The sequence below is a fragment of the Actinomycetospora sp. ABD4_176 genome, from assembly GCF_056311855.1.
Genome location: NZ_CM149974.1, coordinates 3,190,596 through 3,208,695, shown reverse-complemented (window position 1 = coordinate 3,208,695; position 18,100 = coordinate 3,190,596). Strand labels below are relative to the sequence as shown.

The 18,100-nt window shown below is 74.6% G+C and carries 14 protein-coding genes; 4 read left to right on the top strand and 10 right to left on the bottom strand.

The features are described 5' to 3' along the window. Positions 1–4: 4 nt before the first annotated feature. From ACYX4T_RS15485 to ACYX4T_RS15470, 4 genes are all read right to left on the bottom strand, one after another. Positions 5–790 (bottom strand): enoyl-CoA hydratase/isomerase family protein, encoded by a 786-nt coding sequence (locus ACYX4T_RS15485; RefSeq protein ID WP_476010186.1) that lies wholly within the window; start codon positions 788–790, stop codon positions 5–7. Then, positions 787–1,842: an acyl-CoA dehydrogenase family protein gene (locus ACYX4T_RS15480; protein ID WP_476010185.1), complete on the bottom strand. Its 1,056-nt coding sequence runs from the start codon at positions 1,840–1,842 to the stop codon at positions 787–789. The genes ACYX4T_RS15485 and ACYX4T_RS15480 overlap by 4 nt, the downstream gene beginning before the upstream one ends. Beyond that, positions 1,839–2,984: an acyl-CoA dehydrogenase family protein gene (locus ACYX4T_RS15475; protein WP_476010184.1), complete on the bottom strand. Its 1,146-nt coding sequence runs from the start codon at positions 2,982–2,984 to the stop codon at positions 1,839–1,841. Before ACYX4T_RS15475 ends, ACYX4T_RS15480 begins: the two co-directional genes overlap by 4 nt. 144 nt (positions 2,985–3,128) lie before the next feature. Next, a complete protein-coding gene (locus ACYX4T_RS15470; RefSeq protein WP_476010183.1) occupies positions 3,129–4,670 on the bottom strand; it encodes an alkaline phosphatase D family protein in 1,542 nt (513 codons plus the stop codon). Between the two features lie 276 nt (positions 4,671–4,946). Between ACYX4T_RS15470 and ACYX4T_RS15465 the strand changes: the two genes are divergently transcribed. Further along, a complete protein-coding gene (locus tag ACYX4T_RS15465) occupies positions 4,947–5,711 on the top strand; it encodes a DUF1707 SHOCT-like domain-containing protein (RefSeq protein ID WP_476010182.1) in 765 nt (254 codons plus the stop codon). Positions 5,712–5,739: 28 nt separating this feature from the next. Here the strand turns inward: ACYX4T_RS15465 and ACYX4T_RS15460 are convergent, their stop codons facing one another. Both ACYX4T_RS15460 and ACYX4T_RS15455 read right to left on the bottom strand, forming a co-directional pair. Next, positions 5,740–6,087, bottom strand: a complete 348-nt coding sequence (locus tag ACYX4T_RS15460) for a DUF1918 domain-containing protein (protein ID WP_476010181.1) — start codon at positions 6,085–6,087, stop codon at positions 5,740–5,742. Between the two features lie 207 nt (positions 6,088–6,294). Beyond that, complete coding sequence (locus ACYX4T_RS15455; protein ID WP_476010180.1) at positions 6,295–8,856, bottom strand: ATP-dependent Clp protease ATP-binding subunit; 2,562 nt, start codon at positions 8,854–8,856, stop codon at positions 6,295–6,297. A 195-nt stretch (positions 8,857–9,051) separates the two neighbouring features. Between ACYX4T_RS15455 and ACYX4T_RS15450 the strand changes: the two genes are divergently transcribed. Beyond that, the gene (locus tag ACYX4T_RS15450) at positions 9,052–10,059 is read left to right on the top strand and encodes an NADP-dependent oxidoreductase (RefSeq protein ID WP_476015288.1); all 1,008 of its coding nucleotides are present in this window, start codon (positions 9,052–9,054) and stop codon (positions 10,057–10,059) included. On the opposite strand, the gene ACYX4T_RS15445 is transcribed toward ACYX4T_RS15450, so the two are convergent. Next, complete coding sequence (locus ACYX4T_RS15445; RefSeq protein ID WP_476010179.1) at positions 10,049–12,163, bottom strand: PhoX family protein; 2,115 nt, start codon at positions 12,161–12,163, stop codon at positions 10,049–10,051. The two genes, ACYX4T_RS15450 and ACYX4T_RS15445, sit on opposite strands and share 11 nt — an antisense overlap. Before the next feature lie 187 nt (positions 12,164–12,350). Between ACYX4T_RS15445 and ACYX4T_RS15440 the strand changes: the two genes are divergently transcribed. Both ACYX4T_RS15440 and ACYX4T_RS15435 read left to right on the top strand, forming a co-directional pair. After that, a complete protein-coding gene (locus ACYX4T_RS15440) occupies positions 12,351–13,532 on the top strand; it encodes a zinc-dependent alcohol dehydrogenase (protein WP_476010178.1) in 1,182 nt (393 codons plus the stop codon). Continuing rightward, entirely contained in the window at positions 13,529–14,326 is a 798-nt protein-coding gene (locus ACYX4T_RS15435; protein ID WP_476010177.1) for an MBL fold metallo-hydrolase, read from the top strand. The genes ACYX4T_RS15440 and ACYX4T_RS15435 overlap by 4 nt, the downstream gene beginning before the upstream one ends. A 105-nt stretch (positions 14,327–14,431) precedes the next feature. Here the strand turns inward: ACYX4T_RS15435 and ACYX4T_RS15430 are convergent, their stop codons facing one another. The 3 genes from ACYX4T_RS15430 to ACYX4T_RS15420 are packed head-to-tail and all read right to left on the bottom strand — an operon-like array spanning position 14,432 to position 18,013. Further along, positions 14,432–15,319 (bottom strand): MaoC family dehydratase, encoded by an 888-nt coding sequence (locus ACYX4T_RS15430; protein WP_476010176.1) that lies wholly within the window; start codon positions 15,317–15,319, stop codon positions 14,432–14,434. Next, entirely contained in the window at positions 15,319–16,695 is a 1,377-nt protein-coding gene (locus ACYX4T_RS15425) for a 3-oxoacyl-ACP reductase (RefSeq protein WP_476010175.1), read from the bottom strand. The genes ACYX4T_RS15430 and ACYX4T_RS15425 overlap by 1 nt, the downstream gene beginning before the upstream one ends. Positions 16,696–16,699: 4 nt before the next feature. After that, positions 16,700–18,013 carry an acetyl-CoA C-acetyltransferase gene (locus ACYX4T_RS15420; RefSeq protein WP_476010174.1) on the bottom strand — a complete coding sequence of 438 codons (1,314 nt, stop codon included), beginning with the start codon at positions 18,011–18,013 and terminating at the stop codon, positions 16,700–16,702. Between the last annotated feature and the right edge of the window lie 87 nt (positions 18,014–18,100).

Below are 18,100 nucleotides of genomic sequence, written 5' to 3'. Positions count from 1 at the left end.
CGGCTCAGCGGGCGCGCCAGACCGGGTCGCGCTTCTCGACGAAGGCCGCGACGCCCTCGACGCGGTCCTCGCTCGTGTACGGGTCGGGGCCGACGTCGAGGCGCAGGGCGGCGGACAGCGGCAGCGAGCCGCCCTTGCCGAGCGCGGCCTTGTACCGGCGGACGGTCAGCGGGGCGTTGGCGGCGATCCGGGACGCCAGCGATGCCGCATCGCCCGCGAGCTCCGCGGCGGGCACCACGCGGTTGACCAGGCCCCAGCGCGCGGCGTCGGCCGCGGCGAGGTCGTCGCCGGTGTAGAGCAGCTCGTAGGCGATGCCCGGCGGCAGCATGCGACCGACGAGGTGGGCGCCGAAGTTCGCGCCCATGCCCCGCTTGGCCTCCGGGAGCCCGACGCGCGCGTGCTCGGCGGCGAGCCGGATGTCGCAGGCCAGCGCGAGCTCGAAGCCGCCGCCCAGGGCCCAGCCGTTGATCGCCGCGATGGTCGGCTTGGTGCACTCGAGGACGGTCTCGAAGACGTTGCGCGACGCCCCGCCCATCGGTCTGATGCCGGCGTCGCTCGCGCTGTCGTTCTCCCGGATCTCCCGCAGGTCGACCCCGGCGCAGAACGCCTTCCCGCCCGCCCCGGTGAGCACCACGACCCAGACCTCGGGGTCGTCGACGAACCCGTCGAACGCGGCGACGAGGTCGCGCTGGAGCCCGGTCGAGAGCGCGTTGAGGCGCTCAGGGCGGTCGAGGGTCACCGTCGCCACCCGGTCGGCGACCTCGACGACCAGCCCGTTCCCGGTCCTCATCGACACACCCCTCGTGACAGCGTCGGCCACAGCGCCTCCGGGCCGCCCGCCGCGAGAGTGTGGCCGAGCCGCGTCGCCCACGCCCGCTCGCCACCCCACTCGTCGCGCCACGACCACAGCCGCCGCGTGAGGACGCCGAGCGCGAACTCCCGGGTCACGCCCATCGCCCCGGTCGCCTGGTGCGCGGCCGCGGCCACGATCCCGGCCGCCTCGGACGCGACGGCCGACGCCGCGGCCACCTCCAGCGCCGCCGGCTCACCGTCCCCGGCCGACGCCGCCGCCGACCGCGCGGCGATCGCGGCCATCTCGACCTGCTCGGCGATGCGCACGAGGTGGTCGGCGACGGCGGGGAACCGTGACACCGGGCGGCCGAACTGCACGCGCTCGCCGGTGTAGGTCACGGTCAGCTCGCCGACGCGCCGGGCGGCGCCCGCGATCATCGCCGCGCGCGCCAGCGCACCGCGCCGGGCCAGGGCCTCGCGGGCGTCGGCGGGGGCCGGGGCGGTCGTCTCGGGGACCACGCCGTCGAGGTCCACCGCGTCGCGGGGCTCGGCGGCGAGGTTGGTGCCGGGGGTGGTGCGGGCGGCCGCGGGGTCGACGACGGCGACGTGCGTGGTGCCGTCGGGGTCGTCGGCCAGCAGCACGATCCGCGCCGCCCGCCGGGCCCACGCGATGCGGGCGAGGCGCCCGGTGAGTGCCCTGCCGTCGAAGGAGACCTCGCCCGTGCCCGTGGTCAGCGGCCCGTCGGGCAGGCCGAGCCCGGCCGCGGCGAGCAGCCGCCCGGCGAGCAGGCCGGTCTCGGCGACCGGCACCGGCGCGCACGCCGCGCCCGCGGCCTCGAGCACCGCGCAGGCCTCGGCCACCGAGCCGCCCGCGCCCCCGGCCGCCTCGGGCACGCCGACCGTCGTGAACCCGCCCGCGTGCAGCGGCTCCCACACCCCGGCGGCCCAGCCGTCACGCTCGGCGTCCTCGAGGACGGCGGGGGTGACGCGGTCGGCGAGCAGGTCGGCGACGGCGTCGCGGACCTCGGTCACGTCCAGGGTCGCCGTCACCGCGCGCTCCTCGTCAGGGCCTTGGCCGCGATCCCGCGCAGGACCTCGGTGGTGCCGCCGCGCAGTGTCCAGGTCGGGGCGTTGAGCACGCACTCGGCCAGCAGCCGGTCGAACATCGTCGGGCCTCCCGGGTCGATCTCGCCGCCGGCGACGTCGCGCAGGGTCTCCACGACCTGCTGCTCGAACGTCGTCCCGACGTCCTTGACCAGCGACGCCTCCACCGCGGGGGCCTCGCCCTGCTCCAGCGAGCGGGCGACGGCGAGCGAGAGCTGGCGGATCGCCCACAGCTGCGCGCCGATCCGCCCGATCGCGGCGGCGCGCACGTCGTCGGGATCGCGGCCGTGCACCGCGAGGAACGCCCGGTAGAGCCCGAGCACCGAGAGGTAGCGGTCGGGGCCGGAGCGCTCGTGCGCGAGCTCGGCGGTCACCTGCGCCCAGCCCTGCCCGACCTCGCCGAGGACGCGTTCGTCGGGCACGAACACCCCGTCGAGGACGACCTCGTTGACGTGCTCCTCGCCGTCGATCAGCGGGATGGGCGAGACCGCCACGCCCTCGGCGCCGAGGTCGACGATCAGCTGGGACAGGCCCGCGTGGCGGTCGCCGTCACCCTGCGGGCTCGTGCGGCACAGGACGACGGCGAAGTGGTTGAGGTGGGCGTTGGTGGTCCAGACCTTGGTGCCGGTGACGCGCCAGCCCCCGTCGACCGGCGTCGCCGTCGTGCGGACCGAGGCGAGGTCGGAGCCGGCGTCGGGCTCGCTCATGCCGAGGGAGAACCAGCACTCGCCGGCGGCGATGCGCGGGAGGAACCAGCAGCGCTGCTCCTCGGTGCCGAAGCGCAGCAGGGCGGGGGCGGTCTGGCGCTCGGCGATCCAGTGCGCCGCGATCGGGGCGCCCGCGGCGAGGAGCTCCTCGACGACGACGAACCGCCGGACCGTGCTGGCGCCGGCGCCGCCGTACCCGGTGGGGATCGACATGCCGACCCAGCCGCGCTGGGCGAGCGCGCGGGTGAACTCCGGGTCGTGGCGCCCGCCGAGCCCGAGGCCGGGGCGGAAGTCGTCGGGCAGGACGTCGGCGAGCCAGGCGCGCACCTCGGCGCGCAGCTCCTCCTCGGCGGGGGAGAGCGGGGTCGGGTCGAAGATCATCGGCTGCCCCCGGCGCGCTGGACGTCCACCTCGGAGCCCCCATGCTGCCCGACCGGCGGGCGAGCGGCCCGTCGTCACCCCCCAACCACCGCGCCGCCACCGTCCCTTGTGAGCACTTTCCGGGCCTATAGGCCCGGAAAGTGCTCACGTACGGGGCGGGACCTCCGGGACCACCACCGTCGCGGCCGTGCGCACCGGCGCGCCGCGGACGGTGACGCGGTCGACGACCTGGAAGTCCGCCCGCCACTGCTGCGGCGTCACCGTGCTGCGGACGTAGCCGCGGCGCCGGTCGAGCACGCGCAGGTGCGGGTTGGCGGCGAGCAGCGCGGCGTCGCCCGGACCCCGGGGCCCGCCGTCACCGCCGGAGGTGATCGAGGTCGTGACCAGCTCGGTCGCCACGCGTCGCGACGCCGGGTCGGCGGGGTCGGCGAGCACGTCGGCGGCGTGGTGGGCGTGGACGTCGCCCGTGAGGATCACGGGGTTCGACGTGCGGGCGGCGACGAGGTGGTCGCGCAGGGCGTCGCGCTCGGCGGCGTAGCCGTCCCACGACTCCTCGTCGAGGGCGACCGCCGGGCCGGGCGCGAGGTCGCGGGGCGCGAAGAACACCTGTTGGGCCAGCACGTTCCAGCGCGCCGTCGGCCCGGCGAGCCCGCCCCACAGCCAGGCCCGCTGCGCGGCGCCGAGCATGGTGCGCGCCGGGTCCCGGGCGCGGGCCGGGTCCTGGTCGCTGCGGTGCTGGCGGGTGTCGAGCAGGTGCACGTCGACGAGGTCGCCGAACGTCAGCCGCCGGTGCGCGCGCATCGCCGGGCCGTCCGGGCGCTGGGCCCGGCGCAGCGGCATGTGCTCCCAGAAGGCGCGGAACGCGTCCGCGCGCCGGCGGCGGAACACCGCCGGGTCGGCGTCGGGCTCCCCGTCGCGCTGGGAGACGTCGCCGGCCCAGTTGTTCTCGACGTCGTGGTCGTCGAGCGTGACCGCCCACGGGAACGCGGCGTGCGCGGCCTGCAGGTCCGGGTCCGTCCGGTACTGGGCGTGGCGCACGCGGTAGCCGGCGAGCGTCGACACCTCGCCGGCGGGCTGGTGGTCGCGCCCGGCGAAGCTCGTCGCGGGGCTCTCGTAGATGTAGTCGCCGAGGAAGACGACGAGGTCGAGGTCGTCGCGCACCATCGCCGCGTAGGCGGTGTAGTAGCCGTCCTGGCGGCACTGGCAGCTCGCGGCGGCCAGCGCGAACCGGTCGACGCGCGCGCCGGGCGCCGGCGCCGTCCGGGTCCGGCCGACCGGGCTGATCACCGATCCGGCCCGGAAGCGGTAGAAGTGGTCGGCCCGCGGGCGCAGCCCGCCGACCTCGACGTGCACGGCGTGCGCGTCCTCGGGCCGCGCCACCACGCTGCCCCGCGCGACGACCCGGCCGAACGCCGCGTCCTCGGCGACCTCCCACGCGACGAGCACGGGACGGTCGCCCATGCCGCCGCGCCCGTCGGGGGCGAGGGGCGCGGGCGCGAGCCGGGTCCACAGCGCGACACCGTCGGGCGTGGGGTCGCCGGACGCGACGCCGAGGGTGAACGGGTCGGAGCGCGGCGGAGCCGCGTCCGCGGCCGACACCCACGGGGCCCCGAGCGCCACGGCCGCCCCGGTCAGCGCCACCGCGCCCCCGAGCAACGTCCGGCGGGACACCGGTGCTCCGCTCACGGGCCTCCTCTGGTCGTCCGGACCGGGGTGCGCCGACGGGCGGCGCCTGTCCCACCGAACGGTTGGCCCTCCCCCGCGGTTCGGGACTGTCCGTGATCGGATCATTCCGGTGCGTCACCGCGCGGCGGACGGCGAGCGCGCAGGAGGCGTCGAGCACCGCGGGCGCCCGGTCATCGCGAGCCGCCCGGGGGAGACCCGCGTGGTCGTGGACGTGCCGGGCGGGGCGACCATCGCGGGTGCTGCCACCGTCCCGGAGGGCGGCCTATCCTCCCGCCCATGAGCCAGCCGCCGCCGGAGCAGCAGGGGGACGACGAGCAGGGCGCCGGGGCGGAACGGCTCCCGTCGAGGCCCGAGCCGCCGGCGATCCGGGCGTCGGACGGCGAGCGCGAGGAGGTCGCCGAGGTCGTGCGCCGGGCGGTGTCCGACGGCCGGCTCACGATCGTCGAGGGCGACGAGCGCCTGCGCGACGTCTACGCCGCGGTGTTCCGCCGCGACCTCGTGCCGATCACCGCGGACCTGCGGCCGGCGCAGGACCGCTCCACCACGGCCGCGACGCCCTCACGGCGGGCGCTCGGGCACCTCGACCGGCCGTCGTCGACGCTGTCGGTCGCGGTGCTGTCCGGGGTGCAGAAGCGCGGGGAGTGGACGCCCGGCCACACCCACCGCGTCGTCGCGTTCTGGGGCGGCGCCGAGCTGTCCTTCCGGGACGCGCGGCTCGACGACGCCGGCCTCGTCATCGGCGCCATCGCGATCATGGGCGGCGTGTCGATCGACCTGCGCGGCATCCCCGCCGGGGTCGAGGTCACCATCCAGGCCGTGGCGATCATGGGCGGCATCGACGTCACCGTCGACCCGGAGACCACCGTCGTCGAGGACGGGTTCGGGTTCATGGGCGCGTTCGAGGACGGCTCGGGCCGCCCGCAGCGCACCGACGGCCCCCGCGTCCGGGTCACCGGGCTCGCGCTGATGGGCGGGGTGTCGGTGGCCCGCAAGCCGCTCGCGATCGAGGGCGGCGGGGACCAGCCGGCGGTCGAGGGCTGAGCCGGTTCCCGGTGGCAGGACCGGCGGATCAGCGCTCGAAGCGCTTGGCGACGTCGTCGGCGACGTCGGAGACGGCGCGCGCGGCGGTGCCCGCCGCACCCTCGGCCTGCTCCTTCGCGGCGCCGGCAACCTCGGCGGCCTTCTCGCCGGCCTGCTCGGCGGCCTGCTCGACGGCCAGGCCGACCTTGTCCGTGACCGAGCCCGACTCGAACGTCGCGTCCGGGCCGGGGGTCACGATCGTCTCGTGACCGTCGTCGAACCGGATGCGGTAGGGCGGGCCGTCCTCCCCGAGCACGCCCACCACGGTCCCGGTGCGGTCGGGGACGTCGGTGTGGTTCGAGTGCATGCGGATGCGGTCGCCGACGGACGCGCTCACGGGGTCCTCCTCGTTCGACGGGGTCACCTGGTCGGTACCCCGTTCCGGGCGGTGGGCACCCTCGCTCGGACTACCCGACCGTGGGCGCCCGTCGCCGGAACCGCGCGCCGGCCCCGGGAACGAGCGAAGGGTCCCTCCGATCGACACAGTCGACCGGAGGGGCCCTTCGCTCAGAAGTGCTCGCTGCCGCTCAGGACGGCAGCACCGTCAGCCGGCGGCCACCGGCGTCGCCGCGGCCGGGCTGTCCGCCACGGCGAACGTCAGCTCGCCGTCCGCGACGTCGATCGTCACCGTCTGGCCCCCGTGCAGCTCGCCGCCGAGCAGCATCGAGGACAGCCGGTTGCCGACCTGGCGCTGGATGGTCCGGCGCAGCGGCCGGGCCCCGAACTCGGGCTGGAAGCCCAGCTCGGCCAGGCGGTCGACGGCGGCCTCGGTGATCGCGAAGCCGATGTCCTTCGCCGCGAGGCGCTCGCGCGTCTCGTCGAGGATCAGGTCGGTGATCCGGCGCAGCTGGCCCTCGTCGAGCCGCTTGAAGACGATCACCTCGTCGATCCGGTTGAGGAACTCCGGCCGGAACGACTCCCGCAGCCGCGGCATCAACCGCTCCTGCAGGGACTGGTCCGGGTTCACGCTCGAGGGCGCGAAGCCCAGCGCCTGGGTGTTCGTCGTGATCAGCTCGGAGCCCACGTTGCTGGTCATGATCAGCACCGTGTTGCGGAAGTCGACCGTGCGGCCCTGCGAGTCGGTCAGCCGCCCGTCGTCCAGCACCTGCAGCAGCGTGTTGAAGACGTCGGGGTGGGCCTTCTCCATCTCGTCGAGCAGCACCACCGAGTACGGCCGGCGGCGGATCTCCTCGGTGAGCTGACCGGCCTCGCCGTACCCGACGTAACCGGGGGGCGACCCGATGAGCCGCGAGACGGTGTGCCGCTCGGAGTACTCGCTCATGTCGACGCGGACCATGCGGTCCTCGTCGCCGAACATCGTGGCGGCCAGGGCCTTGGCCAGCTCGGTCTTGCCGACACCGGTCGGGCCCAGGAACAGGAAGCTGCCGATCGGGCGGTCCGGGTCGTCCAGGCCGGCCCGCGAGCGGCGGACGGCCTCGGCCACGGCCGCGACGGCGTCGTCCTGACCGACGACCCGCTCGTGCAGCTCCTCCTCGAGCTTGAGCAGGCGATCCCGCTCGGTCTCGGTGAGCTGGCTGACCGGGATGCCGGTCGACCGCGCGACGATCTCGGCGATGTCCTCGACGGACACCTCGAGCACCGACGGGTGGTCCGACCGGCGGTCGGTGCGGGCCTGCTCGAGCTGCGACTGCGTCTCGGCGATCTCGTCGCGCAGCGCGCCGGCGCGCTCGTAGTCCTCGTCGGCGACGGCCTGGTCCTTGTCGCGGGTCAGCGACTCCAGCTTGCGCTCGAGCTCGCGCGAGTCGGTGTGCGGGCCCTTGGCCTGCAGCCGCTTGCGCGCGCCGGCCTGGTCGACGAGGTCGATGGCCTTGTCGGGCAGGAACCGGTCGGTGACGTAGCGCTCGGAGAGCTCGGCCGCCGCGGTCAGCGCCTCGTCGGTGAACCGCACCTGGTGGTGCGCCTCGTAGCGGTCGCGCAGACCGTGCAGGATCGCGATCGTGTCCTCGACCGACGGCTCGGGCACCATCACCGGCTGGAACCGGCGCTCGAGCGCGGCGTCCTTCTCGATCGACTGCCGGTACTCGTCGAGCGTCGTGGCGCCGACGATGTGCAGCTCGCCGCGGGCCAGCGCCGGCTTGAGGATGTTGCCGGCATCCATGCCGCCCTCGGACGAGCCGCCGGCACCGACCATGGTGTGCAGCTCGTCGATGAAGACGATGAGCTCCTGCGAGTGCTCGCGGACCTCGGAGACCAGCTTGGTCATCCGCTCCTCGAAGTCACCGCGGTAGCGGGTGCCCGCGACCATGCCCGACAGGTCGAGCTGGACGATGCGCTTGCCCTCGAGCTGCTCGGGGACGTCGCCGGTCACGATGCGCTGGGCGATGCCCTCCACGACCGCGGTCTTGCCGACGCCCGCCTCGCCGATGAGGACGGGGTTGTTCTTGGTGCGGCGCGAGAGGACCTCGATGGTCTGGTCGACCTCGTCCTCCCGGCCCACGACCGGGTCCAGCTCGCCGGCCCGCGCCTTCGCGGTCAGGTCGACGCCGAACTGGTCGACGGTCGGGGTGTCGGACTCGCCGCCCTGGCCGCCGGCACCGCCCTGACCGCCGCCGCCCGGGCGCTGGCCACCGTTCGCGGCGGAGCGCTGCAGCGACTGCGGGGTGACGCCCTGCGCGCCGAGGGCACGGCCGACGGGGCTGTCGTTGTTCGCGGCCAGCGCGAGCACGATGTGCTCCGGGCCGATGTAGCTCGAGCCGAGCGCACGGGAGATCTGGTGCGCGTCGAGCAGGGTGCGCTTGGCCGTCGGGGTCAGGGACGGCGGCTCCGTCCGCGCCTCGTCACGCGGCAGCTGCTCGTCGGCGGTGCGCGCGAGCGCGTCGACGTCGGCCCCCGCACCGGCCAGGAGCTGGCGCAGCGGCGGGACCTGCGTGACGACGAGCAGGAGGTGCCAGGCGTCGAGGTCGCTGTTGCCCCGCTCGGCGGCCTGCTGGGCCGCGGCACCGACCAGCTGGCGGGCCGGCTCGGTCATGAGCTGGGTGATGTCGATGCGCTGAACGCCTCGCGGGGACGCTCCGCCCAGGAAGCGTGCGAGGAAGTCGTCGAACGGGCCGGACCCGGGACCACCGGGCCCGAAGGCGCTGGTCATGAAGCTCCTCAGTGGGTCCACACCGGCGGGAGCGCCGGCACTGACCGGATCAGCAACGGGCGCGGCGCATTCATTCCTGAGCCACGCCGACTCAAGTCGTGACGCGGGCCATGAGTCGGCCACGCTCAGGGCGCGGGCTACCCGCGTCACGGCATGGCCACGCGCCGGCGCGGGCACGCGTCCTCCATGAGCTCCGTGACCGCCCGCGAGGTCCACCTCGTCCGCCGCCCGCAGGGGATGCCCGACCCCGACGACTTCGCCCTCGTCGACCGCGACCTCGGCGAGCCCGGTGACGGTGAGGTGCTCGTCGCCAACCACGACTTCTCCGTCGACCCCTACATGCGCGGCCGCATGAACGACGTCCCTTCCTACGTGCCGCCCTTCCGGCTGAACGAGGCGATGGACGGCCGTGCCGTCGGCGAGGTCCTCGCCAGCAAGAGCGACGACGTGTCCGTGGGCGACGTGGTGACCAGCAACCTCGCCTGGCGCACCCACGGCATCGTGCCGGCGAAGCAGGTCCAGAAGGTCGCCGCGCCCGAGGGTGTCGACCCGTCGGCCTACCTCGGCGTGCTCGGCGCGCCGGGCCTCACGGCGTGGGTCGGGCTGCTCGACAAGGCCGCGTTCCGGGAGGGCGACAGCGTCTTCGTCTCCGGTGCCGCCGGCGCGGTCGGCAGCGTCGTCGGGCAACTCGCGAAGATCAAGGGCGCGTCCCGGGTCGTCGGCAGCGCCGGCAGCGCGGACAAGGTCCGCTGGCTGACCGAGGAGCTCGGGTTCGACGCCGCGTTCAACTACAAGGACGGCCCGGTGGTCGACCAGCTGCGTGAGGCCATGCCCGACGGCGTCGACGTGTACTTCGACAACGTGGGCGCCGACCACCTCGAGGCCGCCATCGCCTGCGCCAACGACTTCGCCCGCGTCGCCGCCTGCGGGGCGATCGCGCACTACAACGACACGGCGGACGACCCGACCCCCGGTCCGGGCAACCTCTTCCAGATCGTCAAGAAGCGCCTGACGATCCAGGGCTTCATCGTCACCGACTCGCTCGACCGCATGCGCCCGTTCCTCGACGAGGTCACGCCGTGGGTCGCCGAGGGCCGCCTCAGGTTCGCGGAGACGACGGTGGAGGGCATCGACAACGCCGTCGAGGCCTTCCGCGGCCTGCTCCGCGGCGAGAACACCGGGAAGATGATCGTCAGGATCTAGTGCGGTCCTGCACCAGCGGGCCGCCGTCCGCGCGCCACACGGAGACGACGGCGGGGCGGGGGACGCTCGTCCCGCCGTCGGGCCAGCGCGACGCGGGTTCGGCGACGGTGGCCTCGTCGGACTCGCCGGGATGCTGCACCGCGACGAGCGCGAGCCGCTCCTCCAGCACCGGCCCGCAGGTCTCGGCGCCCCGCGGCACCGTGAGGAACTGCTGGACCCGCCCGCGCTGCGGCCCGTCGACCGGGACGGCGAAGAGACCGTCGTTGGAGCCCAGCTCGTTGCCGTCGGTGGCCACCCACAGGTTGCCGGCGGCGTCGAAGGCGACGTTGTCCGGGCACGAGATCGGACTGACCTGCTCCTTGGGGAAGCCACCGAAGTAGGTGTCGGCGGCCGCCGGGTCACCGCATACCAGCAGCAGCGACCAGGTGAACGACCGGGCGGCCGGGTCGTCGCCGGCCTCGACCAGCTCGAGGACCTGGCCGTTGGTGTTCTGCGGGCGCGGGTTCGCCGCGTCGACCCCCGGCTTGCCCGGCGTGCCGCGCTCGTCGTTGTTGGTCAGCGCGGCGTAGACGCGGCCGGTGGCGGGATGGGGCTGCACGTCCTCCGGGCGGTCCATCGTCGTCCCGCCGGCCACGTCGGCCGCCTGCCGCGTGTACACCAGCACCTCCACGCCGGACATGCCCGGCACGAACGACCGGGCGGTGCCGTCGGCGCGCGACTCCACCAACGGCAACCACTCGCCGCCGCCGTCGGGTCCCGGCGCCGGGGCGCCGTCCGGAGCCTGCGCGCCGAAGCGGGCGACGTAGAGCGTGCCCTCGTCGAGCAGGCGCGCGTTCGACGCGCGCTCGGCCTGCCCCGTCCCCGCGCGGTGGGTGCGCGACGAGACGAACTTGTAGAGGTACTCGAACCGCTCGTCGTCGCCCATGTACACCGCGACGGTGCCCGTCGGCCCGACCCGCGCGTTGGCGCCCTCGTGCTTCATGCGGCCCAGCGCGGTGTGCTTGCGCGGCGTCGAGGTCGGGTCGAACGGGTCGAGCTCGACGATCCAGCCGAAGCGGTTCGGCTCGTTGGGTTCGCGGGTCAGGTCGAAGCGGGGATCGACGGTCTCCCACCGGCGCTGCGAGGCGCCGCCGTCCATGCCGTAGCGGGCGAGCTTCTCCTTCACCGCGGGGTCCGCGACGGCCTCGCCGCCCGCAAAGTACTGGTCGACGTTCTCCTCGCCGGACAGGACCGTGCTCCAGGGCGTGGTGCCGCCCGAGCAGTTGTTCAGCGTGCCGAGCACCGTGCGGCCGTCGGGGTCGGCGGTGGTGCGCAGCAGCGGGTCGCCGGCGGCGGGCCCGGTGAGCGTGAAGGGCGTGGTCGCGGTGATCCGCCGGTTCGTCGCGTCCATCACGGGGGTCAGCCGGCCGGAGGCGGGGTCGCGCTCCACCATGACCACCGACATGCCGTGGGCCGCCATCCCGATCCCGACGTGCTCCGCGCTCGGCGCGTCGGGGTCGTAGCCCGGGATCATCTGCGGCTCGGTCGAGTACTCGTGGTTGGCCACCATGAGGGTGCGTCCCGGGCTGCCGGGCACGTCGATCAGCGTCAGGTAGTCGTTGTTGAACCCGAACTGCCGCGCCTGCGCGGCGGCGCTCTGCGCGTTCACGTCGAACGCGGGCGCGCCGGGGAGCACCGGGTCGCCCCAGCGGATGACCACCTGCTGCTCGAAGCCCTCGGGGACGACGACGAGGTCCTCGGTGTTCGGCGGCACCGCGGTGAACCCGAGCGTCGAGGGCGGGGGCGACGCCGCCGGGCCGGCCGGCGCGCCGCCGGCCGCCCCGCCGGTCACCCCGCCGGACGGTGCCCCGCCACCGCAGGCCGCCGTGGCCACGCCGGCCAGGCCGGCCACGAGCCCGGCCTGCAGGACCCGCCGTCGGCTCAGCGCCGCGACCTCCCGGAAGGTCGGGTGGTCGGTGGGGTTCGGGGCCGGCCGGGAGCAGGCGTCGTTGCACTTGTAGCGGCACCCGATCTCCGAGCGCCCGTGGGCACGGCGGGAGCCCACGAGGGGCAGCAGGCGGCGCCCGGGACGCGGCGCGTCACCGTGGTGGAGGGCGTCGGGCACGTGGTCTCTCCGAGGGGTCGAGCGATCGTGTGACGACGCGTGACGCTAGGTGTACGGGGCGTCGCCGCGGGTCCCGAGGGGTGAACGTCGTGCGAACAGCACCGGGGTGCCGGCCGCCCGGCGGCGGCGTGGCGTCGTCGCCGCCCGCGGCCGTTTCGCGTCGACCCGTGGCCGGGCAGCCGGACCCATGCGTGCACTGACATGGCAGGGCCAGAACGACGTCCGCGTCGAGACCGTGCCGGACCCGGCGATCCAGGCGCCGACCGACGCGATCATCAAGGTCACGAGCACGGCGATCTGCGGCTCGGACCTGCACCTCTACGAGGTGCTCGGCCCGTTCCTGGACCAGGGCGACATCCTCGGTCACGAGCCGATGGGCGTCGTCGAGGAGGTCGGGTCCGAGACGGGGGACCTGAAGGTGGGCGACCGCGTCGTCGTCCCGTTCAACATCTCCTGCGGGCACTGCTGGATGTGCGAGCACCAGTGGTTCGCGCAGTGCGAGACGACCCAGAACCGTGAACAGGGGATGGGTGCCTCGCTCTTCGGCTACACGAAGCTCTACGGGCAGGTCCCGGGCGGGCAGGCCGAGTACCTGCGCGTTCCGCAGGCGCAGTTCGGCCCGATCAAGGTCCCCGAGGGCCCGGCCGACGAGCGGTTCCTCTACCTCTCCGACGTGCTGCCCACCGCGTGGCAGGCCGTCGCCTACGCCCGCGTGCCCGAGGGCGGCAGCGTCGTGGTGTTCGGGCTCGGCCCGATCGGGCAGATGGCCGCGCGCATCGCCCGGCACCAGGGCTTCCGGACCATCGCCGTCGACAGCGTCCCGGAGCGGCTGGCCATGGCCCGCCGCCACGGCATCGAGGTCGTCGACTCCCGCACCGTCGACGACGTGGGCTCCGCGATCCGCGACCTCACCGACGGCCGCGGCACCGACTCCGCGATCGACGCGGTCGGCATGGAGGCGCACGGCAGCTCGGTGATCCCGCAGCTCGCGCAGAAGATGGCGGGCAAGCTGCCCGACGCGATCTCCGCGCCGCTGATGCAGGTCGCGGGCGTCGACCGCACCGCCGCCCTCGTCGGCTGCGTCGACGCCGTGCGCCGTGCCGGCGTCGTGTCGCTCTCGGGGGTCTACGGCGGCACCGCCGATCCGATCAACATGCTCAAGCTCTTCGACAAGGGCGTCTCGCTGCAGATGGGCCAGGCGCACGTGAAGCGCTGGATCCCCGACATCATGCCGCTGCTCACCGACGACGACCCGCTCGGCGTGCACGACCTCGAGACCCACCGCCTGCCGCTCGAGTCGGCGGCCCACGGGTACGAGATCTTCCAGAAGAAGCAGGACGAGTGCATCAAGGTCGTCCTCGCGCCGTGACCGACTCCTCGCTCTTCTTCGTCGGGACGGCGACGACGCTGCTGCGGTGCGGGGGGTTCACGGTCCTCACCGACCCGAACTTCCTGCACCGCGGCCAGCGGGCCTACCTCGGCAAGGGGCTGTGGTCGAAGCGGCTCACCGAGCCCGCGCTGAGCCCGGCCGAGCTCCCCGCCCTGGACGCCGTGGTGCTCTCGCACCTGCACGGCGACCACTGGGACCGGGTGGCCCGGCGGGGGCTCGACCCGTCGGTCCCGGTGATCACGACGCCCGAGGCGGCGCGGACGCTGCAGTCGCGCCAGCGCTTCCGGCGCGCGCTGGGGCTCGCGGTGTGGGAGTCGCACACACTCGTCCGGCCCGACGGGGCGACGCTGCGCGTGACGGCGCTGCCCGGCCGGCACAGCCCCCGGCCGCTGACCCGCCTGCTCCCGCCGGTGATGGGCAGCCTGCTGGAGTTCGCCGACCCCGCGGGCGCGGTGCTGCGCCGCATCTACCTCTCCGGCGACACGCTGCCGTTCGAGGGGATCCCGAGGATCCGCGAGCACATCGGCGAGGTCGACCGCGCCGTCCTGCACCTCGGCGGCACGACCCTGCCGGGCGGGCTCGTCGTCACCATGGACGGGCGGATGGGGGCCGACGTGCTCGAGACCATCGCGCCGCGGCGCGCGACACCGGTGCACATCGACGACTACGGCGTCTTCCGCTCGCCGCTGTCCGACTTCCTCGACGAGGTCGAGCGCCGCGGCTGGGCCGACCGTGTCGACGTCGTCGAACGGGGCGGGACGATCCCGCTCTAGCGGCGCGGGTCAAGCAGCGAACGTGCTGTTCGCGCGCGTAGAGGCAGCGAACAGCGCGTTCGCTGCCCCCACGGCGCCCGCTGCCGCGACCGACACGCCGTGCGCTCAGCCCTCGCGCAGGGTCAGCAGCAGGTGGTCGCGACCCTGGGGGCTCACGAGCTTCGCGTCCCAGCCGCCGTCGACGGCCGCGGTGTGGAACCAGGCCCTCGACGGCGCGCGGACCGGCGTCTTGAACACGACGTCGACGGTGAACGCCGGCCCGTAGCGCCCGGCGAGCGCCGCGAGCGCGCGCGCCTTGGTCCACATCCCGTGCGCGATGGTGCCCGGCATCCCGAACGCCCTGGCGGCGAGGCCGTGGACGTGGATCGGGTTCACGTCGCCCGACACCGCGGCGTAGCGGCGCCCGATGTCGCCCGGGACCGTCCAGATCGCGTGCGGCAGGCGCCCGACGTGCGGGTCCGGCTCGGGCGGGGCGGCGGGCGCGTCGTCGGCACCCGCGGGCGTCGGGGCCCCGCGCACGAAGTAGGTGCTGCGCGAGTCCCAGATCGTCGTGCCGTCCTGGGCGGCCACCGTGGTGACGAGGTCGACCTGCGCGCCCTTGGGGTGCGCGGCGAGCCGGTCGGCGTGCACGGCCACGCGCAGCGGCTCGCCGACCACCGGCGGCCGCACCTGGGAGATGACGTTGCGCAGGTGCACCATGCCCGGCGCGGGCAGGGGGAACTCGCGGTCGGTCATCAGCCGCATCTGCAGCGGGAACGCCAGCATGTGCGGGTAGGTCGGCGGCACGTCGCCGCCGACGGAGAACCCGCAGACGTGGTTGTAGTCGGCGACCGCGTCGGGATCGATCCGCACGTTCACCAGCTCCAGGCGGCGGTCGGGCAGCGCCGAGCCGCCCGACCGCGCCGTGAGCAGCGCCCGTCCGTAGAGCACGCCGAGGGTCGGCGCGCTGTCGAGGGTCTCGACCGGAGCGACCGGGGAGGATGGCGCCGTCATCAGGCCCCCAGGTAGTTCTGGCCGTCGACGCGCAGCACCTGCCCGTTGACGGCGTAGGACGCGGCCTGCGCGAACCAGGCGATCGTCTCGGCGACGTCGACCGGCAGCCCGCCCTGGGTCATCGACGACAGCCGGCGTCCGGCCTCGCGGGTGCCGACGGGCATGGCCGCGGTCATCGCGGTCTCGATGAACCCGGGCGCGACGGCGTTGATCGTCGCGTCCTTCTCGACCAGGAGCGGGGCGGTCGCGTCGACCATCCCGATGACCCCGGCCTTCGACGCGCCGTAGCTCGTCTGCCCGCGGTTGCCGGCGATGCCCGCCATCGACGAGACGGTGACGATGCGCCCGCCGCGGTGGAAGTGCTCGGACGACAGCAGCGCGTCGTTGATCTTCAGCTGCGCGTTGAGGTTGACGTCGATGACCGAGTTCCAGCGGTCCCGGTCCTGGTTGGCGAGCAGCTTGTCGCGGGTGATGCCGGCGTTGTGCACGACGACGTCGAGCCCGCCGTGGCGTCCCGCGTGGTCGAGCAGGGTCGCCGGCGCGTGGTCGGCGGTGATGTCGAGCTGCAGCGCGCTGCCGCCGACGTCGTTGGCCGTGCGCGCGAGGGCGTCGCCGGCCGACGGGACGTCGACGCAGATCACCGTGGCGCCGTCGCGGCGCAGGGTCTTGGCGACGGTCGCGCCGATGCCACGCGCGGCGCCGGTGACGACGGCCGTGCGCCCGGCGAGCGGCCGGTCCCAGTCGACACCCTGGCTCGAGCCCGCGAAACCGGGCACCGTGCCGACGTCGAGGCGCTGGCCGTGGACGAACGCCGAGCGCGACGACAGGAAGAAGCGCAGCGTCGACTCGAGGTCGGCCCCGACAGTGTCCTGCGCGACGTGCACGAGGTTGACCGTCGCGCCGTAGCGCGCCTCCTTCCCCGCGGAGCGCACGAGGCCCTCGAGCGCGCGGCGCGCGGCCCGCACCGCCGGCGACGTGGCCTCGGCCGGCACGTCGCCGATGACGAGGATGCGCCCCGACGGCCCGATGCGGCGCATGACCGGGGTGAGGAAGCCCTGGATCTCCGCGAGGTCGGCCGGCGACGACAGCCCGGTCGCGTCGACGATCCCGGCGGCGACCTTCGAGGTCGAGCTGCCGCCCCCGACGGGCGCGTGCGGGTCGTCGTGGACCTCGATGCCCAGGTCGGTCAGCAGCGAGCGCACGACCTTGGCGACGCGGCCGTCGGCGGTGGCCGTGCCCAGCAGCGCCGGGCCCGACAGCAGCGGCTGCCCGGGCTCGAAGCGGCGCAGGCGCGGCACCGGGGGCAGCCCGACCTGGCCGGCGATCGTCCGCCCGAAGCCGGAGTTGACGAAGTCGGAGTACCAGTCGTTGCTCATCTGCTCAGGCCTCCAGGATCGCGACGACGCCCTGGCCGCCGGCCGCGCAGATCGAGATCAGGCCGCGGCCCGAACCCTTCTCGTGCAGCTGCTTCGCCAGGGTCGGGACGATGCGGGCGCCGGTGGCGGCGAACGGGTGGCCCGTGGCCAGCGACGACCCGACGACGTTGAGCTTCGACCTGTCGAACGAGCCCAGCGGCTCGTCGTGCCCGAGCTTCTCCTTGCAGAAGATCGGGTCCTCCCACGCGGCGAAGGTCGCGAGGATGGTCGAGGCGAACGCCTCGTGGAACTCGTAGAAGTCGAAGTCCTGCAGGGTCAGGCCGTTGCGCTCGAGCAGGCGCGGCACGGCGTAGGCCGGGGCCATGAGCAAGCCCTCGTCGCCGTGGACGTAGTCGACCGCGGAGGTCTCGGCGTCGACGAAGTGCGCCAGCACCGGCAGGTCGCGCTCGGCGGCCCACTCGTCGCTGGCCAGCAGCACCGTGGCCGCGCCGTCGGTCAGCGGCGTGGAGTTGGCCGCGGTCATCGTGGCCTCGGTGTCGGGGTAGCCGGCGGGCTTGAACACCGGCTTGAGCTTCGCGAGCCCCTCGACCGTGGAGTCGGGCCGCAGGTTGTTGTCCTTGGTCAGCCCGAGGTAGGGGGTCATGAGGTCGTCGAAGAACCCGCGGTCGTAGGCCCGGGCGAGGTTCTGGTGGCTGGCCGCGGCGATCTCGTCCTGCGCCTGGCGGGTGATGCCCCAGGCGGCGGCGGTCTGGGCGGCGTGCTCGCCCATCGACATGCCGGTGCGCGGCTCCCGGTTGGCCGGGATCTCGGGGACGATCTGCCCCGGGCGCAGGCCCGCGAGCGCCTTGACGATGCCCGCGGTGGACTTCGCGCGGTTGGCGGCCAGCAGGACGCTGCGCAGGCCCTCGTTGACCTCGATCGGCGCGTCACTGGTGGTGTCGACGCCCGCGGCGACGCCGCTCTCGATCTGCCCGAGCGCGATCTTGTTGGCGATCAGGAGCGTCGTCTGCAGGCTCGTGCCGCAGGCCTGCTGGACGTCGTAGGTCGGGGTCGACGCGGCGAGCCGGCTGCCGAGCACGGCCTCGCGGGTGAGGTTGAAGTCGCTGCTCTTCTTGAGCACCGCGCCGGACACGACCTCGCCGACCTGCTCGCCGGCCATGCCGAAGCGGGCGACGAGGCCGTCGAGGGCGGCGGTGAGCATGTCCTGGTTGGAGGCCCGCGCGTAGGCGCCGTTCGACCGGGCGAACGGGATGCGGTTGGCGCCGACGATCGCGGCGCGGCGCGGCAGCGAGGGACGGGACGATGGAGCGGAGGGCACGATTCCTCCCGGAGTCGGGCTGGGTCGGTCGCGGGCGGGTCCGCTGGGCGGTCACGGTTCTGGTGACGTGCGCCGTTCCCGCCGGAG

Bases quoted from the DNA above. Each gene is read 5' to 3' on its own strand.
- ACYX4T_RS15485 (WP_476010186.1), bottom strand. From the start codon at position 790: ATGAGGACCGGGAACGGGCTGGTCGTCGAGGTCGCCGACCGGGTGGCG.
- ACYX4T_RS15475 (WP_476010184.1), bottom strand. From the start codon at position 2,984: ATGATCTTCGACCCGACCCCGCTCTCCCCCGCCGAGGAGGAGCTGCGC.
- ACYX4T_RS15465 (WP_476010182.1), top strand. From the start codon at position 4,947: ATGAGCCAGCCGCCGCCGGAGCAGCAGGGGGACGACGAGCAGGGCGCC.
- ACYX4T_RS15455 (WP_476010180.1), bottom strand. From the start codon at position 8,856: ATGACCAGCGCCTTCGGGCCCGGTGGTCCCGGGTCCGGCCCGTTCGAC.
- ACYX4T_RS15440 (WP_476010178.1), top strand. From the start codon at position 12,351: ATGCGTGCACTGACATGGCAGGGCCAGAACGACGTCCGCGTCGAGACC.
- ACYX4T_RS15430 (WP_476010176.1), bottom strand. From the start codon at position 15,319: ATGACGGCGCCATCCTCCCCGGTCGCTCCGGTCGAGACCCTCGACAGC.
- ACYX4T_RS15425 (WP_476010175.1), bottom strand. From the start codon at position 16,695: ATGAGCAACGACTGGTACTCCGACTTCGTCAACTCCGGCTTCGGGCGG.